The organism is Pseudomonas sp. GW821-FHT09H03 (genome assembly GCF_059415945.1).
Window position 1 is genome coordinate 109,810 of record NZ_JBWKOF010000012.1, and the last position, 19,249, is coordinate 129,058.

At 61.2% G+C, this 19,249-nt stretch carries 21 protein-coding genes; 12 read left to right on the plus strand and 9 right to left on the minus strand.

Going from position 1 to position 19,249, the window contains the following annotated elements:
- Positions 1-94 precede the first annotated feature (94 nt).
- On the minus strand, positions 95-628 hold the full coding sequence (locus AC07OG_RS18230) for a cysteine hydrolase family protein (RefSeq protein WP_495067689.1): 534 nt from the start codon (positions 626-628) through the stop codon (positions 95-97).
- A 66-nt stretch (positions 629-694) separates the two neighbouring features.
- A complete protein-coding gene (gene ggt, locus AC07OG_RS18235; protein ID WP_218424989.1) occupies positions 695-2,422 on the minus strand; it encodes a gamma-glutamyltransferase in 1,728 nt (575 codons plus the stop codon).
- 137 nt (positions 2,423-2,559) lie between these two features.
- On the opposite strand from ggt, the gene AC07OG_RS18240 reads away from it, so the two are divergent.
- Positions 2,560-3,072, plus strand: a complete 513-nt coding sequence (locus tag AC07OG_RS18240) for a methylated-DNA--[protein]-cysteine S-methyltransferase (protein ID WP_218425068.1) — start codon at positions 2,560-2,562, stop codon at positions 3,070-3,072.
- 207 nt (positions 3,073-3,279) lie between these two features.
- Here the strand turns inward: AC07OG_RS18240 and AC07OG_RS18245 are convergent, their stop codons facing one another.
- Both AC07OG_RS18245 and AC07OG_RS18250 read right to left on the minus strand, forming a co-directional pair.
- Positions 3,280-3,879 (minus strand): NUDIX domain-containing protein, encoded by a 600-nt coding sequence (locus AC07OG_RS18245; protein WP_495067690.1) that lies wholly within the window; start codon positions 3,877-3,879, stop codon positions 3,280-3,282.
- Positions 3,880-3,951: 72 nt separating this feature from the next.
- Complete coding sequence (locus AC07OG_RS18250; protein ID WP_060543585.1) at positions 3,952-4,389, minus strand: hemerythrin domain-containing protein; 438 nt, start codon at positions 4,387-4,389, stop codon at positions 3,952-3,954.
- A 136-nt stretch (positions 4,390-4,525) separates the two neighbouring features.
- On the opposite strand from AC07OG_RS18250, the gene AC07OG_RS18255 reads away from it, so the two are divergent.
- The gene (locus AC07OG_RS18255; protein WP_495067691.1) at positions 4,526-4,951 is read left to right on the plus strand and encodes a GNAT family N-acetyltransferase; all 426 of its coding nucleotides are present in this window, start codon (positions 4,526-4,528) and stop codon (positions 4,949-4,951) included.
- Between the two features lie 129 nt (positions 4,952-5,080).
- Here the strand turns inward: AC07OG_RS18255 and AC07OG_RS18260 are convergent, their stop codons facing one another.
- Entirely contained in the window at positions 5,081-5,431 is a 351-nt protein-coding gene (locus AC07OG_RS18260) for a hypothetical protein (protein WP_495067692.1), read from the minus strand.
- A gap of 147 nt (positions 5,432-5,578) precedes the next feature.
- On the opposite strand from AC07OG_RS18260, the gene AC07OG_RS18265 reads away from it, so the two are divergent.
- The 9 genes from AC07OG_RS18265 (at position 5,579) to AC07OG_RS18305 (ending at position 10,563) form a co-directional block, all read left to right on the plus strand.
- Positions 5,579-5,827, plus strand: coding sequence for a hypothetical protein (locus tag AC07OG_RS18265; protein WP_056854591.1), 249 nt, complete (start codon positions 5,579-5,581; stop codon positions 5,825-5,827).
- Positions 5,828-5,847: 20 nt separating this feature from the next.
- Entirely contained in the window at positions 5,848-6,177 is a 330-nt protein-coding gene (locus AC07OG_RS18270) for a DUF6388 family protein (protein WP_495067693.1), read from the plus strand.
- Between the two features lie 26 nt (positions 6,178-6,203).
- Entirely contained in the window at positions 6,204-6,908 is a 705-nt protein-coding gene (locus AC07OG_RS18275) for a YoaK family protein (protein WP_495067694.1), read from the plus strand.
- Between the two features lie 182 nt (positions 6,909-7,090).
- Positions 7,091-7,483 carry a sulfurtransferase complex subunit TusD gene (gene tusD, locus AC07OG_RS18280; RefSeq protein WP_495067743.1) on the plus strand — a complete coding sequence of 131 codons (393 nt, stop codon included), beginning with the start codon at positions 7,091-7,093 and terminating at the stop codon, positions 7,481-7,483.
- Position 7,484: 1 nt separating this feature from the next.
- Positions 7,485-7,847, plus strand: coding sequence for a sulfurtransferase complex subunit TusC (gene tusC / locus AC07OG_RS18285; protein WP_060543580.1), 363 nt, complete (start codon positions 7,485-7,487; stop codon positions 7,845-7,847).
- Positions 7,847-8,140: a sulfurtransferase complex subunit TusB gene (tusB, locus tag AC07OG_RS18290; RefSeq protein ID WP_495067695.1), complete on the plus strand. Its 294-nt coding sequence runs from the start codon at positions 7,847-7,849 to the stop codon at positions 8,138-8,140. Before tusC ends, tusB begins: the two co-directional genes overlap by 1 nt.
- Positions 8,137-8,472: a TusE/DsrC/DsvC family sulfur relay protein gene (locus AC07OG_RS18295; RefSeq protein ID WP_060543578.1), complete on the plus strand. Its 336-nt coding sequence runs from the start codon at positions 8,137-8,139 to the stop codon at positions 8,470-8,472. Before tusB ends, AC07OG_RS18295 begins: the two co-directional genes overlap by 4 nt.
- Entirely contained in the window at positions 8,469-9,470 is a 1,002-nt protein-coding gene (locus tag AC07OG_RS18300; protein WP_495067696.1) for a glycosyl transferase family protein, read from the plus strand. Before AC07OG_RS18295 ends, AC07OG_RS18300 begins: the two co-directional genes overlap by 4 nt.
- Positions 9,471-9,561: 91 nt before the next feature.
- The gene (locus AC07OG_RS18305) at positions 9,562-10,563 is read left to right on the plus strand and encodes a glutathione S-transferase family protein (RefSeq protein WP_060543576.1); all 1,002 of its coding nucleotides are present in this window, start codon (positions 9,562-9,564) and stop codon (positions 10,561-10,563) included.
- Positions 10,564-10,853: 290 nt separating this feature from the next.
- On the opposite strand, the gene AC07OG_RS18310 is transcribed toward AC07OG_RS18305, so the two are convergent.
- From AC07OG_RS18310 to AC07OG_RS18320, 3 genes are read right to left on the minus strand one after another with little or no spacing between them, the layout of a single operon-like run.
- The gene (locus AC07OG_RS18310) at positions 10,854-11,450 is read right to left on the minus strand and encodes a glutathione S-transferase (protein ID WP_495067697.1); all 597 of its coding nucleotides are present in this window, start codon (positions 11,448-11,450) and stop codon (positions 10,854-10,856) included.
- Positions 11,447-15,088: an AAA family ATPase gene (locus AC07OG_RS18315; RefSeq protein ID WP_495067698.1), complete on the minus strand. Its 3,642-nt coding sequence runs from the start codon at positions 15,086-15,088 to the stop codon at positions 11,447-11,449. Before AC07OG_RS18315 ends, AC07OG_RS18310 begins: the two co-directional genes overlap by 4 nt.
- Complete coding sequence (locus AC07OG_RS18320; RefSeq protein ID WP_495067699.1) at positions 15,085-16,329, minus strand: exonuclease SbcCD subunit D C-terminal domain-containing protein; 1,245 nt, start codon at positions 16,327-16,329, stop codon at positions 15,085-15,087. The genes AC07OG_RS18315 and AC07OG_RS18320 overlap by 4 nt, the downstream gene beginning before the upstream one ends.
- 409 nt (positions 16,330-16,738) lie before the next feature.
- On the opposite strand from AC07OG_RS18320, the gene AC07OG_RS18325 reads away from it, so the two are divergent.
- Positions 16,739-18,106, plus strand: coding sequence for a lytic polysaccharide monooxygenase (locus tag AC07OG_RS18325; RefSeq protein ID WP_495067700.1), 1,368 nt, complete (start codon positions 16,739-16,741; stop codon positions 18,104-18,106).
- Between the two features lie 54 nt (positions 18,107-18,160).
- On the opposite strand, the gene ada is transcribed toward AC07OG_RS18325, so the two are convergent.
- The gene (gene ada / locus AC07OG_RS18330; protein WP_495067701.1) at positions 18,161-19,225 is read right to left on the minus strand and encodes a bifunctional DNA-binding transcriptional regulator/O6-methylguanine-DNA methyltransferase Ada; all 1,065 of its coding nucleotides are present in this window, start codon (positions 19,223-19,225) and stop codon (positions 18,161-18,163) included.
- Positions 19,226-19,249 lie beyond the last annotated feature (24 nt).

The window sequence follows — 19,249 nt, forward strand, 5'->3', positions numbered from 1 at the left end:
TATTTTGATCCTGCTGGCTACATGACGTGATTTTTCGAACATGCCACAGCCGCAGCAACAACGTCCACCCCCGTGTAGGGGGGATTGCGGTGATTCAGAAGTGGATGTCTTGGGCGGGTATCACATCGATGCGCGCCACCGAACCGGTCAGGTGTGCCAGGTCCTTGCTGTGTTCGGCGATGATGTCTTCGGCGGTGAGGGTGCCGTTGTCCATGGTCGAGTGCGCGTCGGCCGCCAGCACCACGTCGTAACCCAGTTTCAAGGCCTGGGGCACCGTGGCGTTGACGCAATAGTCGGTTTGCAGACCGCAGATGATCAGGCGTTCGAAGTCCTGCGCGGGCAGCAGTTTCTGCAGATTGGTCTGGTAGAACGAATCCCCGGTGGTCTTGCGTACACGCAGGTCACCGGCTGCGGTTTGCAGCCCTTCGGCCAGTTGCCAGCCGGGCGTTTGATGGGTGAAAGGACCGCCCTCTTCCTCGTGCTGGATCAACACTACCGGCAACCCGGCCTTGCGCACCCGGGCAGACAGGTCGTTGATCGTATTGATGACCCGGGCGATGTCGAAACACTCGTATTCGCCGCAGCTCAGAGCCTGCTGGACGTCGATGACAAGCAGCGCGGTGGCCATGATTCCTCCTTGAAGTGTCGTTGAACAGGGGGACGACCATAGGGCCGCCCCTTTTAAACACAAGCCTCAATAACCCAGCGACAGCCCGGTGTTACGCCGTGGATCGTTGGCCCCGTAGAAGCGGTTCTTGCCCACCGGCTTGCCCTCCAGGGACGGTGCGCCGACGAGGATCGCCGCCAGGTGGTTGGCGTCCTGGGGACCGGCAAACTTGTGGCCCCAGCTTTCCAGCAACTTCACCGTATCGGGACTGGTGGTGAACAACTCCAGGTTGGTTTCCTCCGGCAGCCATTGCTGGTGGAAACGCGGCGCGTCGACCGCTTCCTGAATGTTCATGCCATAGTCGATCACGTTGAGCATGGTCAGCAAGGTTGCGGTGATGATCCGGCTGCCGCCTGGGGTGCCCACCACCATCACCACTTTGCCGTCCTTGGTGACGATGGTCGGGCTCATGGACGACAGCGGCGCCTTGCCCGGGGCGATGGCGTTGGCTTCGCCCTGAACCAGGCCGTACATGTTCGGCACGCCGATTTTCGAGGTGAAGTCGTCCATTTCATCGTTGAGGATGACCCCGGTCTTGCTGGCCATGACCCCGGCGCCGAACCAGTCGTTGAGGGTATAGGTCACCGACACCGCGTTGCCCCATTTGTCGACGATCGAATAGTGGGTGGTGTTGCTGCCTTCGTGGGGTGCTACGCCCGGTTTGAGCTCGCTGGATACCGCGGCCTTCTGCGGATTGATCGCCTCACGGAGCTTGGTCGCGTAGTTTTTGTCCAGCAGGTGGGCGATCGGGTTCTTCACGAAATCCGGGTCGCCGAGGTAGCTGTTGCGATCCACGTAGGCATGGCGCATCGCTTCGATCTGATAGTGCATGCCCTGGGCCGAGTGATAGCCCAATTCCTTCATTGGATAGCCTTCGAGGATATTCATGATCTGGCAGATCACCACGCCCCCGGAGCTCGGTGGCGGTGCCGAGACCACGTGGTAGCCACGGTAATCGCACTCGATCGGCGCCAGTTCGCGGGTCTTGTATTTGTCGAGGTCAGCCTGGGTGATGATGCCCTTGTTGGCCTGGCTTGAAGTGACGATGGCGTCGGCGACCCAGCCTTTGTAGAAACCATCAGTGCCTTTTTCGGAGATTTCCCGCAGGGTTTTGCCCAAGTCCTTCTGCACCAGTTTCTGCCCGACCTGCATCGGTTCGCCGTTGCTGAGGAAGATCGAGCCGGAATCCTTGATGTCTTTCTTGAACACGTCGGTGGCGTATTCCAGCAGTTCGACGTCACCCTGTTCGAGCACGAAACCGTCTTCGGCGAGCTTGATGGCCGGGGCGATCACCTCTTTACGTGGCTTGGTGCCGTACTTGGACAATGCCAGTTCCATGCCCGACACCGTGCCCGGCACGCCGACCGCCAGGTGGCCACGGGTACTCAGGTCCGGGACTACATTGCCCTCTTTGTCGAGGTACATGTTCGCGGTGGCGGCCAGTGGGGCCTTTTCGCGGAAATCGAGGAAAGTCTTGCGTCCGTCCGCGAGCTGGATGGTCATGAAACCACCGCCACCGAGGTTACCGGCCGCAGGGTAAACCACCGCCAGCGCATAACCCACAGCCACGGCGGCATCCACAGCGTTGCCGCCGTTCTTCAGCACATCCACGCCAACATGGCTGGCCAGATGCTGGGCGGTGACCACCATGCCGTTTTCGCCGGCAACCGGGGCTACGGAGGCCGCATGGGCCGTCAGGCAGCTGAGCGCCAATGAGGTCGCAATCAGCGATTTGGAAAAAGGTTCGTACTTCATTGAGTCGGTCTCTTCTTGTTATTGAACAGGGGAGCGCTTGAGGAGCAGTAGGCAAGTATGGTCGGCTTTGCGTATTGCGCCTCCCCTTCGAGGCGGTATGCTTGACAGCTGTTCAGCAATTCGGCGCGGCCTGCGGCATGACCTACACCTGCACCACCTTTGCGTCTGCGGTCGGCGAACTGAAGCTGGTGGCGAACGGTTCACGACTGGCGGCCATCCTCTGGGAAAACGACAAACCCGGGCGGGTGCGGCTCGGACCAATGCGCGAGGCGCCGGACGATCCGGTGCTGATCCGCACCGCAGGGCAGTTGCGCGAATATTTTGCCGGTACCCGCCATTGCTTCGACCTGGAGCTGGACTTTGTCGGGACGGAGTTTCAGAAGAAGGTCTGGGCGGCGCTGCTGACCATCCCGTTCGGTGAGACGCGCAGCTACAGCCAGATCGCCGAACAGATCGGCAACCCGGCGGCGGTCCGCGCGGTGGGTGCGGCGAATGGCAAGAATCCGATTTCGATCGTGGCGCCCTGTCACCGGGTGATTGGCGCCTCGGGCAAGCTGACCGGGTTTGCCGGGGGGCTTGAGGCCAAGCAATTGCTGCTCACCCTTGAAGGCGGACTGTGGCCTGGAACCTCGCGCCTGCCGGGTTTCTGATTCGCAAGACCAGGCTTGCCAGCGATGGTGGCCTGGGGTGGGATGCAAGGCTTGTGATCCAATCGCCAGCAAGCCGGCTCCTACAGATCTGCGTCAAACTCCGAGAGCAACGAACACCGCAATTGTGTGGGAGCTGGCTTGCCGGCGATGACGGCCGCAAGTGCGGTGCAAGGCTCGAGGTCCTGTCGCCTGCAAGCGGGGAGTCGTCTAGCGCGCGGGCGCGAAGAGGTTTTTCATGGCCGCGTACTGCAACAACATGATGGTCTTGGCGTCGCAGATTTCACCGCGCTCGAATGCTGCCAGCGCTTGCTCGAATGTCCACTCCAGCACTTCCAGTTCCTCGGTTTCTTCTTCCAGCCCACCGCCATCGCTGACCTTCGACGACGCATCGTATTGAGCAATGAAGAAGTGCAGCTTTTCTGTCACCGAGCCTGGGCTCATGTATGCCTCGAAGACCTTCTGCACGTGGTGCACGCGGTAACCAGTCTCTTCCTCGGCTTCGTCACGGATGCGTTCTTCGGGCGCAGCCCCCTCCAGCAGGCCGGCGGCCACCTCGATCAACAAGCCATCGTGACCGTTGACGAACACCGGCAAGCGAAACTGACGCGTCAGCACGACGGTGCGCTTTTCCCGGTTGTACAAAAGAATCGCCGCACCATTGCCGCGGTCATAGACTTCCCGGCTTTGACGCTGCCAGTCGCCGTTATTGCGCAGGTAATCGAAGGTGATTTTCTTCAACAGATACCAGTCGTGGGACAACACCTGAGATTCGACGATGTTGACCCGCTCGGCTGTGTTCTTCGCCATGACAACCCACCCCGTTTTTGTCCTGAAGGCAGGCATGTTAGGTGAAAATGCAGAAACCCGGCAGCGCGCAGCTCAAGAAAGTTGCGCCTGGTATTCCTTTTCATACTGCCCCGCCAGCTTTTCTTTCTGCTTGTCGTCGAGCAGTTTGCCGGCCATCTGGAAGAACTTCTGCTCTTCCTCCTCAAGGTGGTGGTGAACTTTCTCCGACAGCTTTTTCGCGGTCGCCAGCCAGGCCGGGCTGGACATTTCGGTCTGATCCAGCTCTTCCATCATTTCATCCATTTCGTGATGCTCGGCAATCGCATGGCGGCTCAGATCAATGCCGTTGTCGAACTCCATCAAGGGTATATAGAAGTGACGTTCCTCGGCGGTTTCATGGGCTTGCAGTTCAGACTTGAGCTGTTTGTATGCCTCGACCCGCTCCGGCGTATCGCCGCTGGTACGGATCAGCGCTTTGGCATAAGTGCGCTGGCGTTCATGGCTTTCGCGCAAGGCTTCAAAAATGTTCACGGTTTTTCCTCAAGTAGCGCGTTTTGGGCTTCCTGAGAAATGACAGCTGCACACGATCGAGGGTTCAACTTTTCGGGGCTGGATCCATCGCGACAAGCGGGATAGGCTGCCGCTTCAATGCCATAAGGATATAGCCATGAGCCTGCGAATCGAGCTGACGCAAAACCCTACGGAAGAACAACGCCAGGCCATCCTGCAGCCGTTACGCGCCTACAACGCCTCGAAGGTACCTGGCGCGGTGCCTGAGCATGTCGCCCTGCTGATTCGCGATGACAATGACGAGATCCTCGGCGGCCTGTACGCGCGCCTGTTTTACCAGTGGCTGTTCATCGATCTGTTGTCGGTGCCGGAACAGGCGCGGGGACAAGGCATGGGCACGAAATTGATGCAGATGGCCGAGGACCTTGCGCGCGAGCGCCAATGCGTCGGGCTGTGGCTCGATACCTTTGAATTCCAGGCCCCGGCGTTCTACAGCAAATGCGGCTATAGCGAGATTGGCCACATTGCCGACTACCCGCCGGGGTACAAGCATTTCTTTTTACAGAAGCGCCTGAGTTACTGATCAACGCACAAAACCCTGTGGGAGCGGGCTTGCTCGCGAAAGCGGTGTGCCAGTCGACATCCTATTAGAATGACACACCGCTTTCGCGAGCAAGCCCGCTCCCACAGGGGTAATGCATCAATTTTCAGATCACAGGCAGGTCGCCAACGCCGCCAGTCGGCGCTTGGCCACGAAGTCATCCTGCTGGGCGTAGTAGCTCAGGACCGTTCCCGAGGCGTCGGTCGTCACGTCGACGAAGGACTCGGCCGAGCGCGTGTAAACGGTAGTAACGCCCTTCTCGCCGGGCTCCAGGTAGGCAGCGGCGTCGACGCCGAAGACGACCTCGTCCTGCCAGGAAAACTGCACGCACTGGGCGACATCCTTGGCCGGTTTACTCGAGTTGAGGGTCTTGTAGGGCGCCTTGGTGCGAGCATCGTTCATCGCCGAGCCCGCGCATCCCGCCAGCAAGGCAGCGGCCAGCGCCACCATCAGAATTCGCATTGCATTCACTCATGAGGAAAAAGCGGACTGTATCACCGTGGCGCGGCGTATCGTTCTGCTTTACTGCATTTATAACGCGACACCACGCGACGATTCGCGCACCCTGTCGCGCCAATCCCGCCACATCAATACCTGACTGGAACCCCAATGATACCCAACGCCGAGTTTTACAAACCAACCACTGAATATGCCGACAAGCTGATCAGCCAGATCGGCCAGACACCTTCCTGGATCGCCAAGCGAATCGGCGTCACCGACAAGCGCATCCGTTACATCCTCGACGGCGAAAGAACCGTCAAGGGCGAAACCACGCCGATCCAGATGACCTACACCGAACAATTTGCCCTCGAATGCCTGGCGGCTGCCGCCAAGGCCAGCAAAAAGCAGTCTTCGTAATCCCTGTTCAAGGAGCGACCATGGCGGCATCCGAGCTGCAACACGAACAAGCGCTGAAGAAGTTTCTCGACGAACGCCCGCAATTGCGCGTCGAACTCGACCACCTCAATCCGCTGCTGGCTCAAGCCAAGGGCGAAACCACGGCGCAGTACCGTGAAGAACGCTTGCATGAAGCGTTCGAGGCCGAGGCAGAGCGACAGGGATTGTTCGCCTGGGAGTTGACCCTGCAACTGACGGCCGCCACGCCAGAGGAATACGAAGCCCGGCGCCTTGAAGTGCACCGGGAAGTGGCGGAGATGGCCGGCATGGATTGGCTGGAATATTGCGATTTATATGGAATAACACCGTAATCACCGCTCAAGGAGTGCCATCGCCGATGCTGCCTTCCGCTTCCAGAACCCACGCCAGCCCCGGTCACCTGCACACACAGAAATGGCGCGGGCGTATCGGCCTGAGCCTGGTGGCCATGCTCTCGGTACTGGCCGGCATGACCGATGCCATCGGCTTCATGGCAACGGGCGACTTCGTCTCCTTCATGAGCGGCAACACCACCCGCCTTGCCGTCGCCATCAGCGTCGGTGACCTGGGGCTGATCCTGCGGTTGCTGCTGCTGGTGCTCATGTTCGTCATCGGCAATGCGCTGGGCATCGTCGTCAGCCGTTTCGGCAGACGGCGGGCGCTGCCGTTGCTGCTGTGCATCGCCGCCCTGCTCTGCGCTGCCGGCGCCTGGCCTTACGACGAGCAATTGCCCGCGCTACTGGCGGCGATCATCGCCATGGGCATGCTCAATGCGGCCGTCGAGGAGGTCAATGGCCTGCCGGTCGGCCTGACCTATGTGACCGGTGCCCTGTCGCGCTTCGGTCGCGGGCTGGGCCGCTGGATGCTCGGCGAGCGCCGTAATGGCTGGCGCGTGCAATTGATCCCCTGGACGGGCATGTTCGCCGGCGCGGTACTCGGTGCCGTGCTGGAACATCACCTGGGGCTCAAGGCGTTGTTTGCCAGTGGTCTGCTGGCTGCCGCGCTGGGGCTGTTGTCGTTGAAGATTCCGCGGCGCTGGCAGTTGGGTTATATGCCGCGTTGATTCAGGTGTGACGGTCAGGCCGCCTTAGCGAGCAAGCCCGCTCCCACATTGGCTCTGTGTCGATAGTAAGTCCTCCTGTGGGAGCGGGCTTGCTCGCGAAGGCGCCGGCACAGGCAACTTCGACTTAGCCGCCCCGTCGATAAAGCTTTATCATGGCCGCAGTTTCGCTGATCGAGTCCGCCATGAAGTTCGCCATTGCCGTATTTTCCGCCGCCCACGCGCCCTCCTCGCGCCGCGCCCTGCTGTTCGCCCAGGCGGCACTGGCCGGCGGGCATGAGATTGTCCGGCTGTTTTTCTATCAGGACGGTGTCGGCAACGCCTCCGGCAGCGTGGTCACGCCTCAGGATGAACTGGATTTGCCCAAGCTATGGCGCGCCTTTGTCAGCGACCATCAACTCGACGGCGTCGTGTGCATCGCCGCCGCCTTGCGCCGTGGTGTGTTGAACGAAGAAGAAGCCAGGCGCTATCAACGTGAGGCGGTTGCCGTCGGCGCGCCTTGGGAATTGTCCGGCCTCGGCCAGTTGCACGATGCGGTGCAGGATGCTGACCGCCTGATCTGTTTCGGAGGTGCTTGAGATGGCCAGATCCTTGCTGATCATCAGCCGCCAATCGCCATGGTCCGGGCCGGGTGCCCGGGAAGCGCTGGACATCGTGCTGGCCGGCGGCGCCTTCGATCTGCCGATCGGCCTGCTGTTTCTCGATGACGGCGTGTTCCAGCTGGCCGCGCAACAGGATGCCAAGGCCCTGCAGCAGAAAGACCTGAGCGCCAACCTTCAGGCTCTCCCGATGTTCGGTGTCGAAGAGTTGTTTTTCTGTGCCGACAGCGCCGCGCAACGTGGTCTGGATTCCAGCGCTCTCTCGCTGGAAGAAGCCCAGGTGCTGACTGCCCAGCAAATCACCGCCCTCATTGACCGTTACGACCAGGTGATCACCCTCTGATGTCGACTTTGCATGTGTTGTCTCATTCCCCGTTCGGCGACGATCGCCTGACCAGTTGCCTGCGCGTGATTGGCGCCGGCGACGCCTTGCTGCTGTCCGGTGACGCCGCCTATGCCCTGCAACCCGCCACCGCGCCCTACACCACGCTGCAGGCAAGCGGCCTGAAACTCTACGTTCTGGCAGAAGATGCCCAGGCCCGGGCGCTTCAAGCCCCTGACTGGGTCACAGCCATTGATTACCCGGCCTTCGTCGAACTGACGATCCACTACGACAAGGTAAACAGTTGGCTATGAATTCCCTGACGGTCGGCGCCCGCGCCATCGAACTGGACAAGGACGGTTTCCTGGTCGAGCTCAGTGACTGGAATGCCGACGTGGCCGGTGCCCTGGCGGCCGCCGAAGACATCGAGTTGACGCCTGCGCACTGGGAAGTCCTCGAACTGCTGCGCAGCTTCTATGCCGAGTTCCAGCTGTCACCGGCGACACGTCCGCTGATCAAGTACACCGCATTGAAGCTCGGCCCGGAAAAAGGCAACAGCCTGCACCTCAACCAACTGTTCAAAGGCACCCCTGCCAAACTCGCCGCGAAACTGGCGGGCCTGCCCAAACCGACGAATTGCTTATGACCGACTTTCCAGCGCTGACCCTCGAAACGCCCGCCGAACATCCGTTCGCCCAATTCGTCCGGATCCTGGGCAAAGGCAAGCGCGGTGCCCGCGACCTGACCCGGGTCGAAGCCCTCGAAGCCATGGGCATGGTGCTCGACGACAAGGTCGAGGACACCCAGCTCGGTGCGTTCCTGATGCTGTTGCGGCACAAGGAAGAAAGCGCCGAGGAGATGGCCGGGTTCACCGAGGCCTTGCGTGAGCGCTTGCAGGCACCGGCATTGAATGTCGATCTGGACTGGCCGACCTACGCCGGCAAGAAGCGCCATTTGCCGTGGTACCTGCTGGCAGCCAAATGCCTGGCGCAGAACGGCGTGCGGATCTTCATGCATGGCGCTGGCGCGCACACGGCGGGCCGGATGTACAGCGAGCAATTACTGGCGCAATTGCAGATCCCCCTGTGCCGCACCTGGCAACAGGTCGGCTCGGCGCTGGACAACGGCGGCCTGGCGTTCATGCCTCTGGTGGACTGGGCGCCGCAACTGCAACGGATGATCGACCTGCGCAACACCCTGGGTCTGCGCTCACCGATCCACTCGCTGACGCGGATTCTCAATCCACTGGGCGCGCGCTGCGGCCTGCAAAGCATTTTCCATCCGGGTTATCAGGCTGTGCATCGCGATGCCAGCGGCTTGCTCGGCGACACCGCCATCGTGATCAAGGGCGACGGTGGAGAAATCGAGATCAACCCGGACGCCGACAGTCACCTGTATGGCACCACCGGCGGCGAAAGCTGGGACGAGGAATGGCCGCAGCTGTCGGCGCAGCGTCACGTCAAACCCGCCGCGCTCGATCCCGGGCATTTGCAAGCCGTATGGCGTGGCGATGTAGTCGACAGCTATCCGCAGATGGCGTTGATTTCGACCATGGCACTGGCCCTGCGCGGCCTCGGCCAGAGCCGTGAGCAAGCCTTCGAAACTGCCGAGAAATATTGGGCCGCCCGTAACAAATCGATTTAATCGATTATTGACGCCCGATCTTTGCGCTTTTTGTTCGAACTCATCGGAATAGACTCGACTCAAACGCTTAACGATTTCAGGAGGATTGAACATGGGTTTATTAGTCGATGGCCGCTGGCAGGACAAGTGGTACGAAAGCAGCAAAGACGGCGCGTTCCAGCGCGAACAGGCGCAGCGCCGAAACTGGGTGACGGCAGACGGCAAGCCGGGGCCAAGCGGTGTCGGTGGCTTCGCGGCTGAACCGGGGCGCTACCACCTTTACGTGTCACTCGCCTGTCCCTGGGCTCATCGCACCCTGATCCTGCGCAAACTCAAAGGCCTGGAAAACCTGATCGACGTGTCCGTAGTCAGCTATTCGATGCTGGAGACCGGCTGGACCTTCGACAAGGCCCACGGCTCCACCGGCGACAAACTCGACGGGCTGACCTTCCTGCACCAGCGCTATACCGCCGATGCCGCCGACTACACCGGCCGCGTCACGGTACCGGTGCTCTGGGACAAGCAGCAAGAGCACATCGTCAATAATGAATCATCGGAAATCATCCGCATGTTCAATGGTGCGTTCGACGAACTGACCGGCAACGACCTGGACTTCTATCCCGCTGCGCTGCGGGGTGAGATCGACGTCCTGAACGAGCGGATTTATCCGGCGGTGAACAACGGCGTGTACCGCGCCGGGTTTGCCACGTCGCAGCAGGCATATGAGGCGGCGTTCGATGAATTGTTTGCTGAGCTCGATCACCTGGAACAGTTGTTGGACGCCAACCGCTACCTGACAGGCGAGTACCTCACCGAAGCGGACATCCGCCTGTTTACCACGCTGATTCGCTTCGACGCGGTGTATTACGGGCACTTCAAGTGCAACCTCAAGCGCATTGCCGATTATCCGAACCTGTCGAACTGGTTGCGGGAGATTTACCAGTGGCCAGGGATTGCTGAGACGGTGGATTTCACCCACATCAAGACCCACTACTACGGCAGTCACAAGACCATCAATCCGACGGGGATCGTGCCAAAAGGCCCGGCGCAGGATTTCACCGCAGCCCATGATCGGGAGCGGTTGAATGGCAAAGGGGTTTGGCGCAGGGCCTGATTACACACTGAAACCTGAGAGCAGATGCGATCAATTGTGTTGAGGGAGGCTTGTGTGACAGGGGGGCTTCTGTGGCGAGGGGGCTTGCCTGTGGCGAGGGGGCTTGCCCCCGTTGGGTCGCGCAGCGACCCCCCCCCTTGTCCAGTTCAGCTATGCGGCAGTTTTAATTTCGAATAGCTCGATTGCCTCAAGATACGCTGGGGTTGCTGCGCAACCCAACGGGGGCAAGCCCCCTCGCCACAGGCAAGCCTCTCACCACAGGCAAGTCCCCCTCGCCACAGGTGTGGGGCTTACTTCTTCATCACCGCCGTGAACAACTCCGACTCCAGCAACCGCTGCAACCACGTCTGCAAACGCCGATACGGCGTCTGGGCGAACCACTCGCGGTCGACATGGGCGAACTGTCGTACAAATGGCATCAACGCCATGTCGGCCAAGGTCGGATGATCGGCCAGCAAGTAATCGCGACGCTCCAGCAGCTCATCAAGCCTGCGCAGGAACACTTCACCCTCGGTGCGATAAAACTCCATGGGCTGCTCGGGATAACGCTCGGCGTATTTGTAGCGATTCAAATGCACCTTGAACCGCGTGTCGTTCTCTTCGATCAGCCTGGCGATTTGCTCGGTTCCGGCTGGATCATCCTTGAGCAACCAGTCCTGCGGATCATTCTGTGCCAGGGCCCAGCGCATGATGTCCAGGCTCTCGTCGATCACCCGGCCGCCAACACTCAACACCGGCACCGTGCCCTTGGCGGACAGCGCGAGCATCTCGGCCGGTTTGGCTTTCAGGCTGACCTCGACGATGTCCACGACAACCCCCGAGTAACGCAGGGCCAGGCGCGCCCGCATGGCATAGGGGCAGCGGCGGAAGGAATACAGGGTGGTCATTTCACCTCCAGGGTGCTCAAGCCGTTGCCCTGGCGCTGGACCTGGATCTGCACCGGTATCCGTTCATGCATTTCCTGTACGTGAGAAATCACCGCGACCTTGCGCCCCTGTGCCTGCAAACCGTCGAGGGCATCCATGGCCAGTTGCAGGGACTCCGGATCGAGGCTGCCGAAACCTTCGTCGATGAACAGCGATTCGATCTTCAGTGTGCTCGACGCCATGGACGCCAGCCCCAGCGCCAGCGCCAGTGACACCAGGAAGGTCTCGCCGCCGGACAACGAATGCACCGAACGCAGTTCGTCGCCCATTTCGGTATCCATCACCAACAGGCCCAACATGCTGCCGCCACGCTTGAGGCGGTAGCGCCGCACCAGTTGTCGCAGTTGCACGTTGGCGTGGTGGACCAGCAGGTCGAGGTTGTAGGCCTGGGCGATCTTGCGGAAAGTGTCGCCGGTGGCCGAACCGATCAAGGCATTGAGGCGTGCCCAGCGCTGGTACTCGGTGTAGGCGTCGGCAATCTGCTGGCCCAGGGCCTGATTGGCATTTTGCCGGCGCTGATCTTCGACCTGTTCGGCACGCAGTTCCGCGCACAGCTGTTCGCTGACGGCGTACTGGCCCTGCAAATCGCCGAGGGCGCTGTCGAGTTGTTCGGCGTCGAGGTTGCCGTTGTGCTGCGCCTGATGCTGGAGCAAGACCTTGTCGCGCTCCTGCACCAGAACCTTGGCCTGTTCGATGGCTTTTTCGCTGTCCTGCAAGCGTTGACGCAACTCGCTGACGCAGGCGTCATCGACCAGCAGTAATTCTTCAAGGCCGGCGTCATCCAGTTGCGGATGGCGGGCGCGCCAGTCGGCGATTTTACCGGCGAGTTCACGCTCTTCGCATTCAAGTGCTTGCAAGCGTTCCTGTTGTGCCTTGAGTTCGGCGGCGATTCGCACTTGCTGAGTGACTACGTTTTGCAGTTCCTGGGTCGTCGCGGTTTCGGCGCTGCGTGACGTTTCAACGTCCCGTTCCAGTTGTTGCTGCCACTGCTCGGCGCTGCCGTGTTCGCCGAGCAACTGCCCGAGGGTCTGCTGGCTCGCCTGTTGTTGTGCGGCCAGTGCATTGAATTGCTGCTCGGCGGCTTGCAATTGCTGCAGTCGGGTTTGCTGCCGATCCTGTTCCTTCTCAAGGTGTTGTTGGCGCTGTTGCTGTTCGGCCAGCTCCTCCTTTTGTTGCTCGAGTTGCGCCAGGCGCTCGGCAATCTGTCGGTCGAGCTGCAGGAAGGTCGCGGCCGGCTCGACGCGCAGCGCTTGCAGTGTCTCGGCCGGCAAAAGGCTGGCGAATGCTTTGAGTTCTTCGTCCAGACGCTGCTGGTCGTTGCTCAATTCCCGTTGTTGATTGTCCAGATGGCGTGCTGCTTGCTGGTGCGCGGTTTCGGCCTGGCGCAGTTGTTGGGTCAGGCGCGCGGCATCCTGTTGCAGGGTGAGCAGGGCGCTCTGGCGCTGCTCGTCCTGACCGATGCTCTGATTCAACTGGCTGTTTTGCTGGGCGAGCCAGGTATCGCGTTTCTCGCTGTCCTGATTCAGCAACTGACTGGCCAGCGGGTGCGCTTGCAGGCTGGGCGTCACGGTTTGCTGGCGGGTCGCCAGTTGCTCCTGCTGTTGCAGCAGTTCCTTTTGCTGGGCGATCAGTCCGCCGACTTCGGCGCGCAGGTCGGTGAGTTTTTCCTTGAGCAGATCGACGGCTTTCTGGGCGTTGGCCTGTTCGCCTTCATCAAAGCGGCCGAGGCTCTGCAGCAGCGCTTCGGGCTGATGATAGGGGTGCTCTTGGCTGCCGCAGACCGGGCAGGGCTGGTCATCCTGCAATTGTGCACGCAGCTCCTCGACACTGGCGCTGCGGGCCAGGCGCTGACGCTCCAACAGCTCGCGGGTGACGCTGAGGGTCTGCTCGGCGACACTCAGCTCAGCCTTGGTTTTGACCCCGTCCTGGGTCAGGCGCTCACGCTCCTGTTGCGCACTGAGCTGGCGTTGTTGCAGCTCGGCGCCGCGCTTGTCCAGTTCCTGTTGGCTTGCCCACAAGCGGGTCAGCTCTTCGATCGCGCGCAGCTGTTTGCGGTTGTCCTGCAGCAGGCTGCCGAGAATGCCGATCTGCTCGGCGACGGCATCGGGTTCGGCGCCGGCCTCCTTGTACAGCACTTCCAGCTGTTGCTTCTGCGCGGTGAACGCTTGCGCACTGTGCGTGGCGTTCTGCTCCAGGGTGGCCAGTTCCGCCTGCCCCTGGTTCAGCCGGTTGCCGATCAGCATCAACTGCTGCAGGCGATCGCGGTAGGCAGTCCAGGCGTTGCTCAAGGGGGCCAGATGGCTGCTTTGCTCAAGTTCGGCGGCGATGCGCTGCAAGTGCGCGGCGACCTGGGTTTGCCGGTCGTGCAGGGTTTGAATCGCACTTCGGCCCTGAGTGCACGCCTGTTCGGCGACGAGCTTCGCTTCGGCGCCAATGGCGGTGTCTTTGGCCAGGCGAGCGAGGGTGCTTTGTTCGTCGAAGGCCTGGCGCAAAAGCGGCGCGCTGTCGGTTTGCCGCTGTTGCGCTTCGGCCAGGGCGATCCGCACCGCGCCCAGCTCCTGCTCCAGCTGCGTCTGGCGCTCGCCGAGTACGCCGTGTTGCTGAGTGTGCAGGGCAATCTGCGCCGCCAAGGGGGTCCGTAATGCATCGATTTCGGTTTTGCGGGCGAACTGATGCCGCTGGGGGCCGAGTTGCTCCAGGCGGGTCAGCTGCAGGCGCTCGCCGTCCAGGCTTTGCCAATGGGACTGTGCCGATTGCAGTTGCTCAGTGGCGCTGTGTTGCGCGTCCTGCAACTGGCGCAATTCCTTGAGCCAGGTGTGCTGCAATTCGAGCTGCTTGAGCTGCGCCTGCTGCAATTTCAGCTGTTGTTGTGCGCCATTGAAGCGCTCATCAAGCTGCGCCCGGGCCTCGGGGGCCAGGGGTGTCACACCGCTGGCCTGATCCTGCAGCAGCTTGTGGGTTTCACGGGCTTCTTTGGCCTTGTCGAAGGCGCGCCGGCCGAGCCGGGTATAGAGCGCAGTATCGGTGAGTTTTTCCAGCAGCTCGCTGCGTTCGTTGTCGTTAGCCTTGAGGAAGGCGCTGAATTCGCTCTGGGCGAGCAACACCGCGCGGGTGAACTGCTCGAAGTTCAGACCCAGCACGGTTTCGAGCTGGACCTTGAAGTCGACTTTCTGGCTGGCCAGCAATTGATCCAGATCGATGTCGCGCAGGCTCTGGCGACTGGCCTGCAGCTTGCCGCCGGCCTTCTCCCGGGCGCGATTGGCTTCCCAGCGGGCGCGGTAGCGGCGGCCATCGATGCCGACAAAATCCACTTCGGCATAACCTTCACCGGTGCCACGACGCAGCAGGGTGCGCGGATCGCCCGTGCTGATTTCGCCGTCAGCGTCCGGCGCCTTGGCCGACACCTGGGCGTTGCTCAGCCGCGGCACGGCGCCAAACAACGCCAGGCACAAGGCGTCGAGCAGGGTGCTTTTGCCGGCCCCGGTCGGCCCGGTGATCGCGAACAGTCCCGCGCTGGCCAAGGGTTCGGCGGTGAAGTCGATGTCGAACGGCCCGGCCAGGGAGGCGAGGTTCTTCAGGCGGATGGCGAGAATCTTCATGGTTGTTCGCTCTCCATCTGCACGTCTTGCAACAGCTCGGCAAAGTCCTTGAGGGTTTGCTCGTCGACCTCGCTGCCGTAGTTGTCCTGCCAGGCGCGGCTGAAAAGCTCCTGTGGAGTGAGTTGATCCAGTTCGATCAGCGCACCACCCTCGTCGTTGCCTTCACGGCTGCCTGAGCCTGCGTATTCGGCGGCGATGCGCACCAGGCGCACGGCCTTGCCTTGCAGGGCGGTTTCCACTTGCTGGCGCAGGTCGGGCTGCGGCTCGTCGAGGCGTACCCGTACTTCCAGCCAGGGCTGGCGCTGGATGTCGGCCAGCAGATCGATGTTCGGTAGATCAGCCAGGAGCAGCAGTACTTCCGCCATCGGCACCGGACCGATGCGTTGCAGGTTGACCGCGCGGGGTATCAGTTTCGGTTCGACGCTGACCAGGGTTTCGCCATCGAGGGTGATGTCGAGAATCTGGTGCTGGTAGCCGATTTCGGAGAACGACAGCGGAATCGGCGAGCCGCTGTAGCGGATGCGTTCTTCGCCATTGACCTTCTGCGGCTTGTGCAGGTGCCCGAGCGCCACATAGCTGATGCTCGGCCCGAACAGGCTCGCCGGCAGGGCTTCGGCATTGCCGATGATGAGGCTGCGCTCGGAATCTTCCGACACCGAACCGCCGGCCATGTGCGCGTGGCTGATGGCGATCAGCGCTTGGCCGGGCTGGCGTCTGGCGTTGGCCGCCTCGATCAGCCATTCATGCACCTGGCCGATGCCGCGCAAGTAGTTGTCACCCAGGTGTGCGCCGGTGACTTCCGCCGGGCGCAGGAACGGCAGCGCCAGGCACCAGGCGGCGATGGCGCCGCTGGCATCCGGCAGCGGCAACAGCAGGCGTTCGGCGTCCAGTTGTCCGTCGTCGAGCCACAGCACGCGACCCAGCGCATGGGTGCGCAAGCGGCGCATCAAGGGCGCAGGCAGTTCGATCCGGGAGCCGGAGTCGTGGTTGCCGGCGATCATCACGATGGTCAGCAGCGGCTGCTGCTCGTGGGCACTGACGATGAAATCGTAGAGACGTTCCTGGGCTTTGACCGGCGGGTTGACCGTGTCGAAAATGTCGCCGGCGATCAGCAGCACATCCGGCTGATCCAGCTTCAGCTGGCGCAGCAGCCAGTCGAGAAAGCAGCCGTGTTCGAAATCGCGATCCTGGCCATGCAGGTATTGCCCAAGGTGCCAGTCGGAGGTGTGAAACAGACGCAAGGCGAACTCCGTAGGAATAAAGGTCACTGCCGCGAGGAAATGGATGCGGCGAAAGGAGGAGAGTTTACTGGCAAAAGACCGAGACTGCTGGATCCCTTGAAAGAGAATGGGGGGCGCAGGGGCGGTTCGAGGATGAACACCGGAGGCTATGAAATGCCCTTTCAGGGTAGGGGGCGTTCCGGAGAAAACTGACGAGCGGTGGCGTCGAACTGTCAGTTTTTACAGTAGGCATGATCTCGGACAAAGCGCTTAATTTGTTTCGTACGTGGTGTCCAGCCGGACGTGAAGGACCAAGCGTGCATTTTTTCGTGAGGCAAACGTACGGTTGCCCCAGCCGCTGAGGTCGTGATGGCAGCGCTGTGATTTGCACGGCATCGACTGTTGCAACCGGCAAACAATGGAGAGTCCCATGTCACAGCGTCGTGTAAATGTCATCAGCAAAAGCCCCAACCCGCGCCATGGACACGTCTTTTCCCCTAAGTCCAGAGCCTATTTTGCCTGGGAGGCAGGCAAGCTCGATTATGGTGCGCTGAACCAGCGAGAATCGGGCAAGTTTTTCCCTGCGACCGTCGGCGATCTGCATGACCCCTATGCACCGCAAGACCAGACCAGTTTCGCGCCGCCGCCTGATGGTAAAATTGCCAGTGCAAACCAGGCCACCGGGGCCATGCTGGATGAGCCGGGCTCGCATTGGCAAAAACACCCAGTGTGCCCTGGTGAAGTGCTGGAGATTTCCTGGTATTTCACCGCCAATCACGTGTCCCGGCGCTGGGTCTATTTCCTGACCAAGAAAGATTGGGATCCCGGCAAGGTGCTGTCGCGAGACCAATTTGAACCAGAGCCGTTTTATACGGTGCAAATTAATCTGCAACCGTTCTGGGAACATTCGGAGCAGATGAAGCCACCGACACCGACCGTTCACGGGCTGCCGCTGCCCGAGCGCAGTGGATACCATGTGTTGCTGGCCGTCTGGGAAGTTGCTGATACCCCAAATGCGTTCTATCAGGTGGTGGATCTGGATTTTGTGCCGCCGGATGGCGGGGGTGAACGCCCCTCCGTTCCGACCGGGCTAAAAGCGGTGAGCATCACCGACAAGCAAGTGGAACTCGCTTGGAACGAATCGGATGGTCCAGCCCCGATTGCGTTTTATCGTATCAAGCGCAACGGGACCATGTCCGTGGATGTGCCTGCACCGGCGTTGACCTGGACTGACAAAGGCGTTCTGCCTCGGACGCTCTACAGCTACGTCATTACGGCGCATGACGAAGCGGGCGAAGTTTCCGACCCGAGTCGGCCGCTTCAAGTGCAGACACTGCCCGAAGGTGGCGGCCCCAGCGCTCCGATCAATCTTCACTCAATGGGGCAGACAACCCAGAGCATCACGCTGATGTGGGGGGCTTCCACCGGCACGGCACCCATCGTGAACTACCTGGTCTACCGGGATGGCGTTGTAGTCAAAACGCTCAGTGCCACTCAGACCGAGTATGAAGACACGGGGCTGACACCTGACACCGAGTATCGCTATGAAGTCAAAGCGCTCGACCTGGATGGGAAACTGTCCCCTCCGAGCAATCTTTTGCGTCAGAAAACCAAGGCTGAAGGTGGCGGCCACCCGGCATGGAAGCTCGATACCTTCTATGAAACCGGCGCTCTTGTGAGTCATGGCGGCGGCATTTGGCGTTGCTTGCAAAGACACACCTCGTATGCACCTGATTGGGCGCCAGGCCTGGACACCAGCGAGGTACTTTGGGCTGCGCATACGCCAGCACGCAAATAGGTCCAGCAGGACGCCTCGCCACTGGTTTGGGCGTGGCGTCCTGTCCCCGGATCATTAAAGCGTTTCGCGGTCCAGCAACTGCCGCTTACGTTCAACCCCCCAACGATAACCCGACAGATTGCCATCGCTGCGCACCACGCGATGGCAAGGGATCGCCACCGCCAGACGGTTGGCGCCGCAGGCTTGTGCCACTGCCCGGACGGCTTTGGGCGCGCCGATCCGTTGGGCGATCTCGGCATAGCTGGCGGTGCTGCCGGCCGGGATTTCCCGCAGGGCTTGCCAGACCCGTTCCTGAAACGCAGTGCCTTGCACATCCAGAGGCAGGTCCAGGCCGATCGCCGGCGCTTCGATAAAACCGACCACCCGGGCAACCAACTGCTCGAATTGCTGATCGGCGCCAATCAGATTGGCGCGCCGGAACTTGTCCTGCAGATCGCAGACCAGTTGCTGTGGATCATCGCCCAGCAGAATCGCGCACACTCCGCGCTCACTCTGCGCCACCAGAATCGCGCCGAGTGAGCACTGGCCGATGGCGAAACGAATATCGTTGTTCTGGCCGCCCGCGCGGTAATCGCCGGGCTTCATCCCCAGCAGGTGGTCGGCGGCTTCATAGAAACGGCTATTGGAATTGAAGCCTGCCTCGTACAGGGCGTCTGTCACCGTGCCGCCGTCCGCCAGGCGTTCGCGAACCCTGCGCGAGCGATGGGCGGCGGCGTAACCCCTGGGGGTCAGGCCGGTGACGGCTTTGAACACGCGATGGAAATGGAAGCTGCTAAGGCCCGCGGCTTCAGCCAGTTCGGCCAATGCCGGCGGTGTCTCTGTGCTTTCGATGCGGCGGCAGGCGGCGGCCACGGTCGCGGCGTGTTGTGCCGCAACGGCGCTCTGGTCCTTGCTTGCGCGCTTGCTGGGCCGGTAGCCCGCAGTCCGGGCCTGCTGGGCGGTGTCGAAGAACTCGACATTCTCAGGCTTGGGCAGGCGCGCCAGGCTGCTGGGGTTGCAATAGATACCGGTGGTTTTCACCGCGTAGACAAATTGCCCGTCGGCCTTGGGATCCCGGGCAAGGACGGCGGCCCAGCGCGGATCGTTTTCTATGCTGATCGTGGTCATTTGCGTCGTCATGGCGGCCTGTCCGGTGGGTGGTTC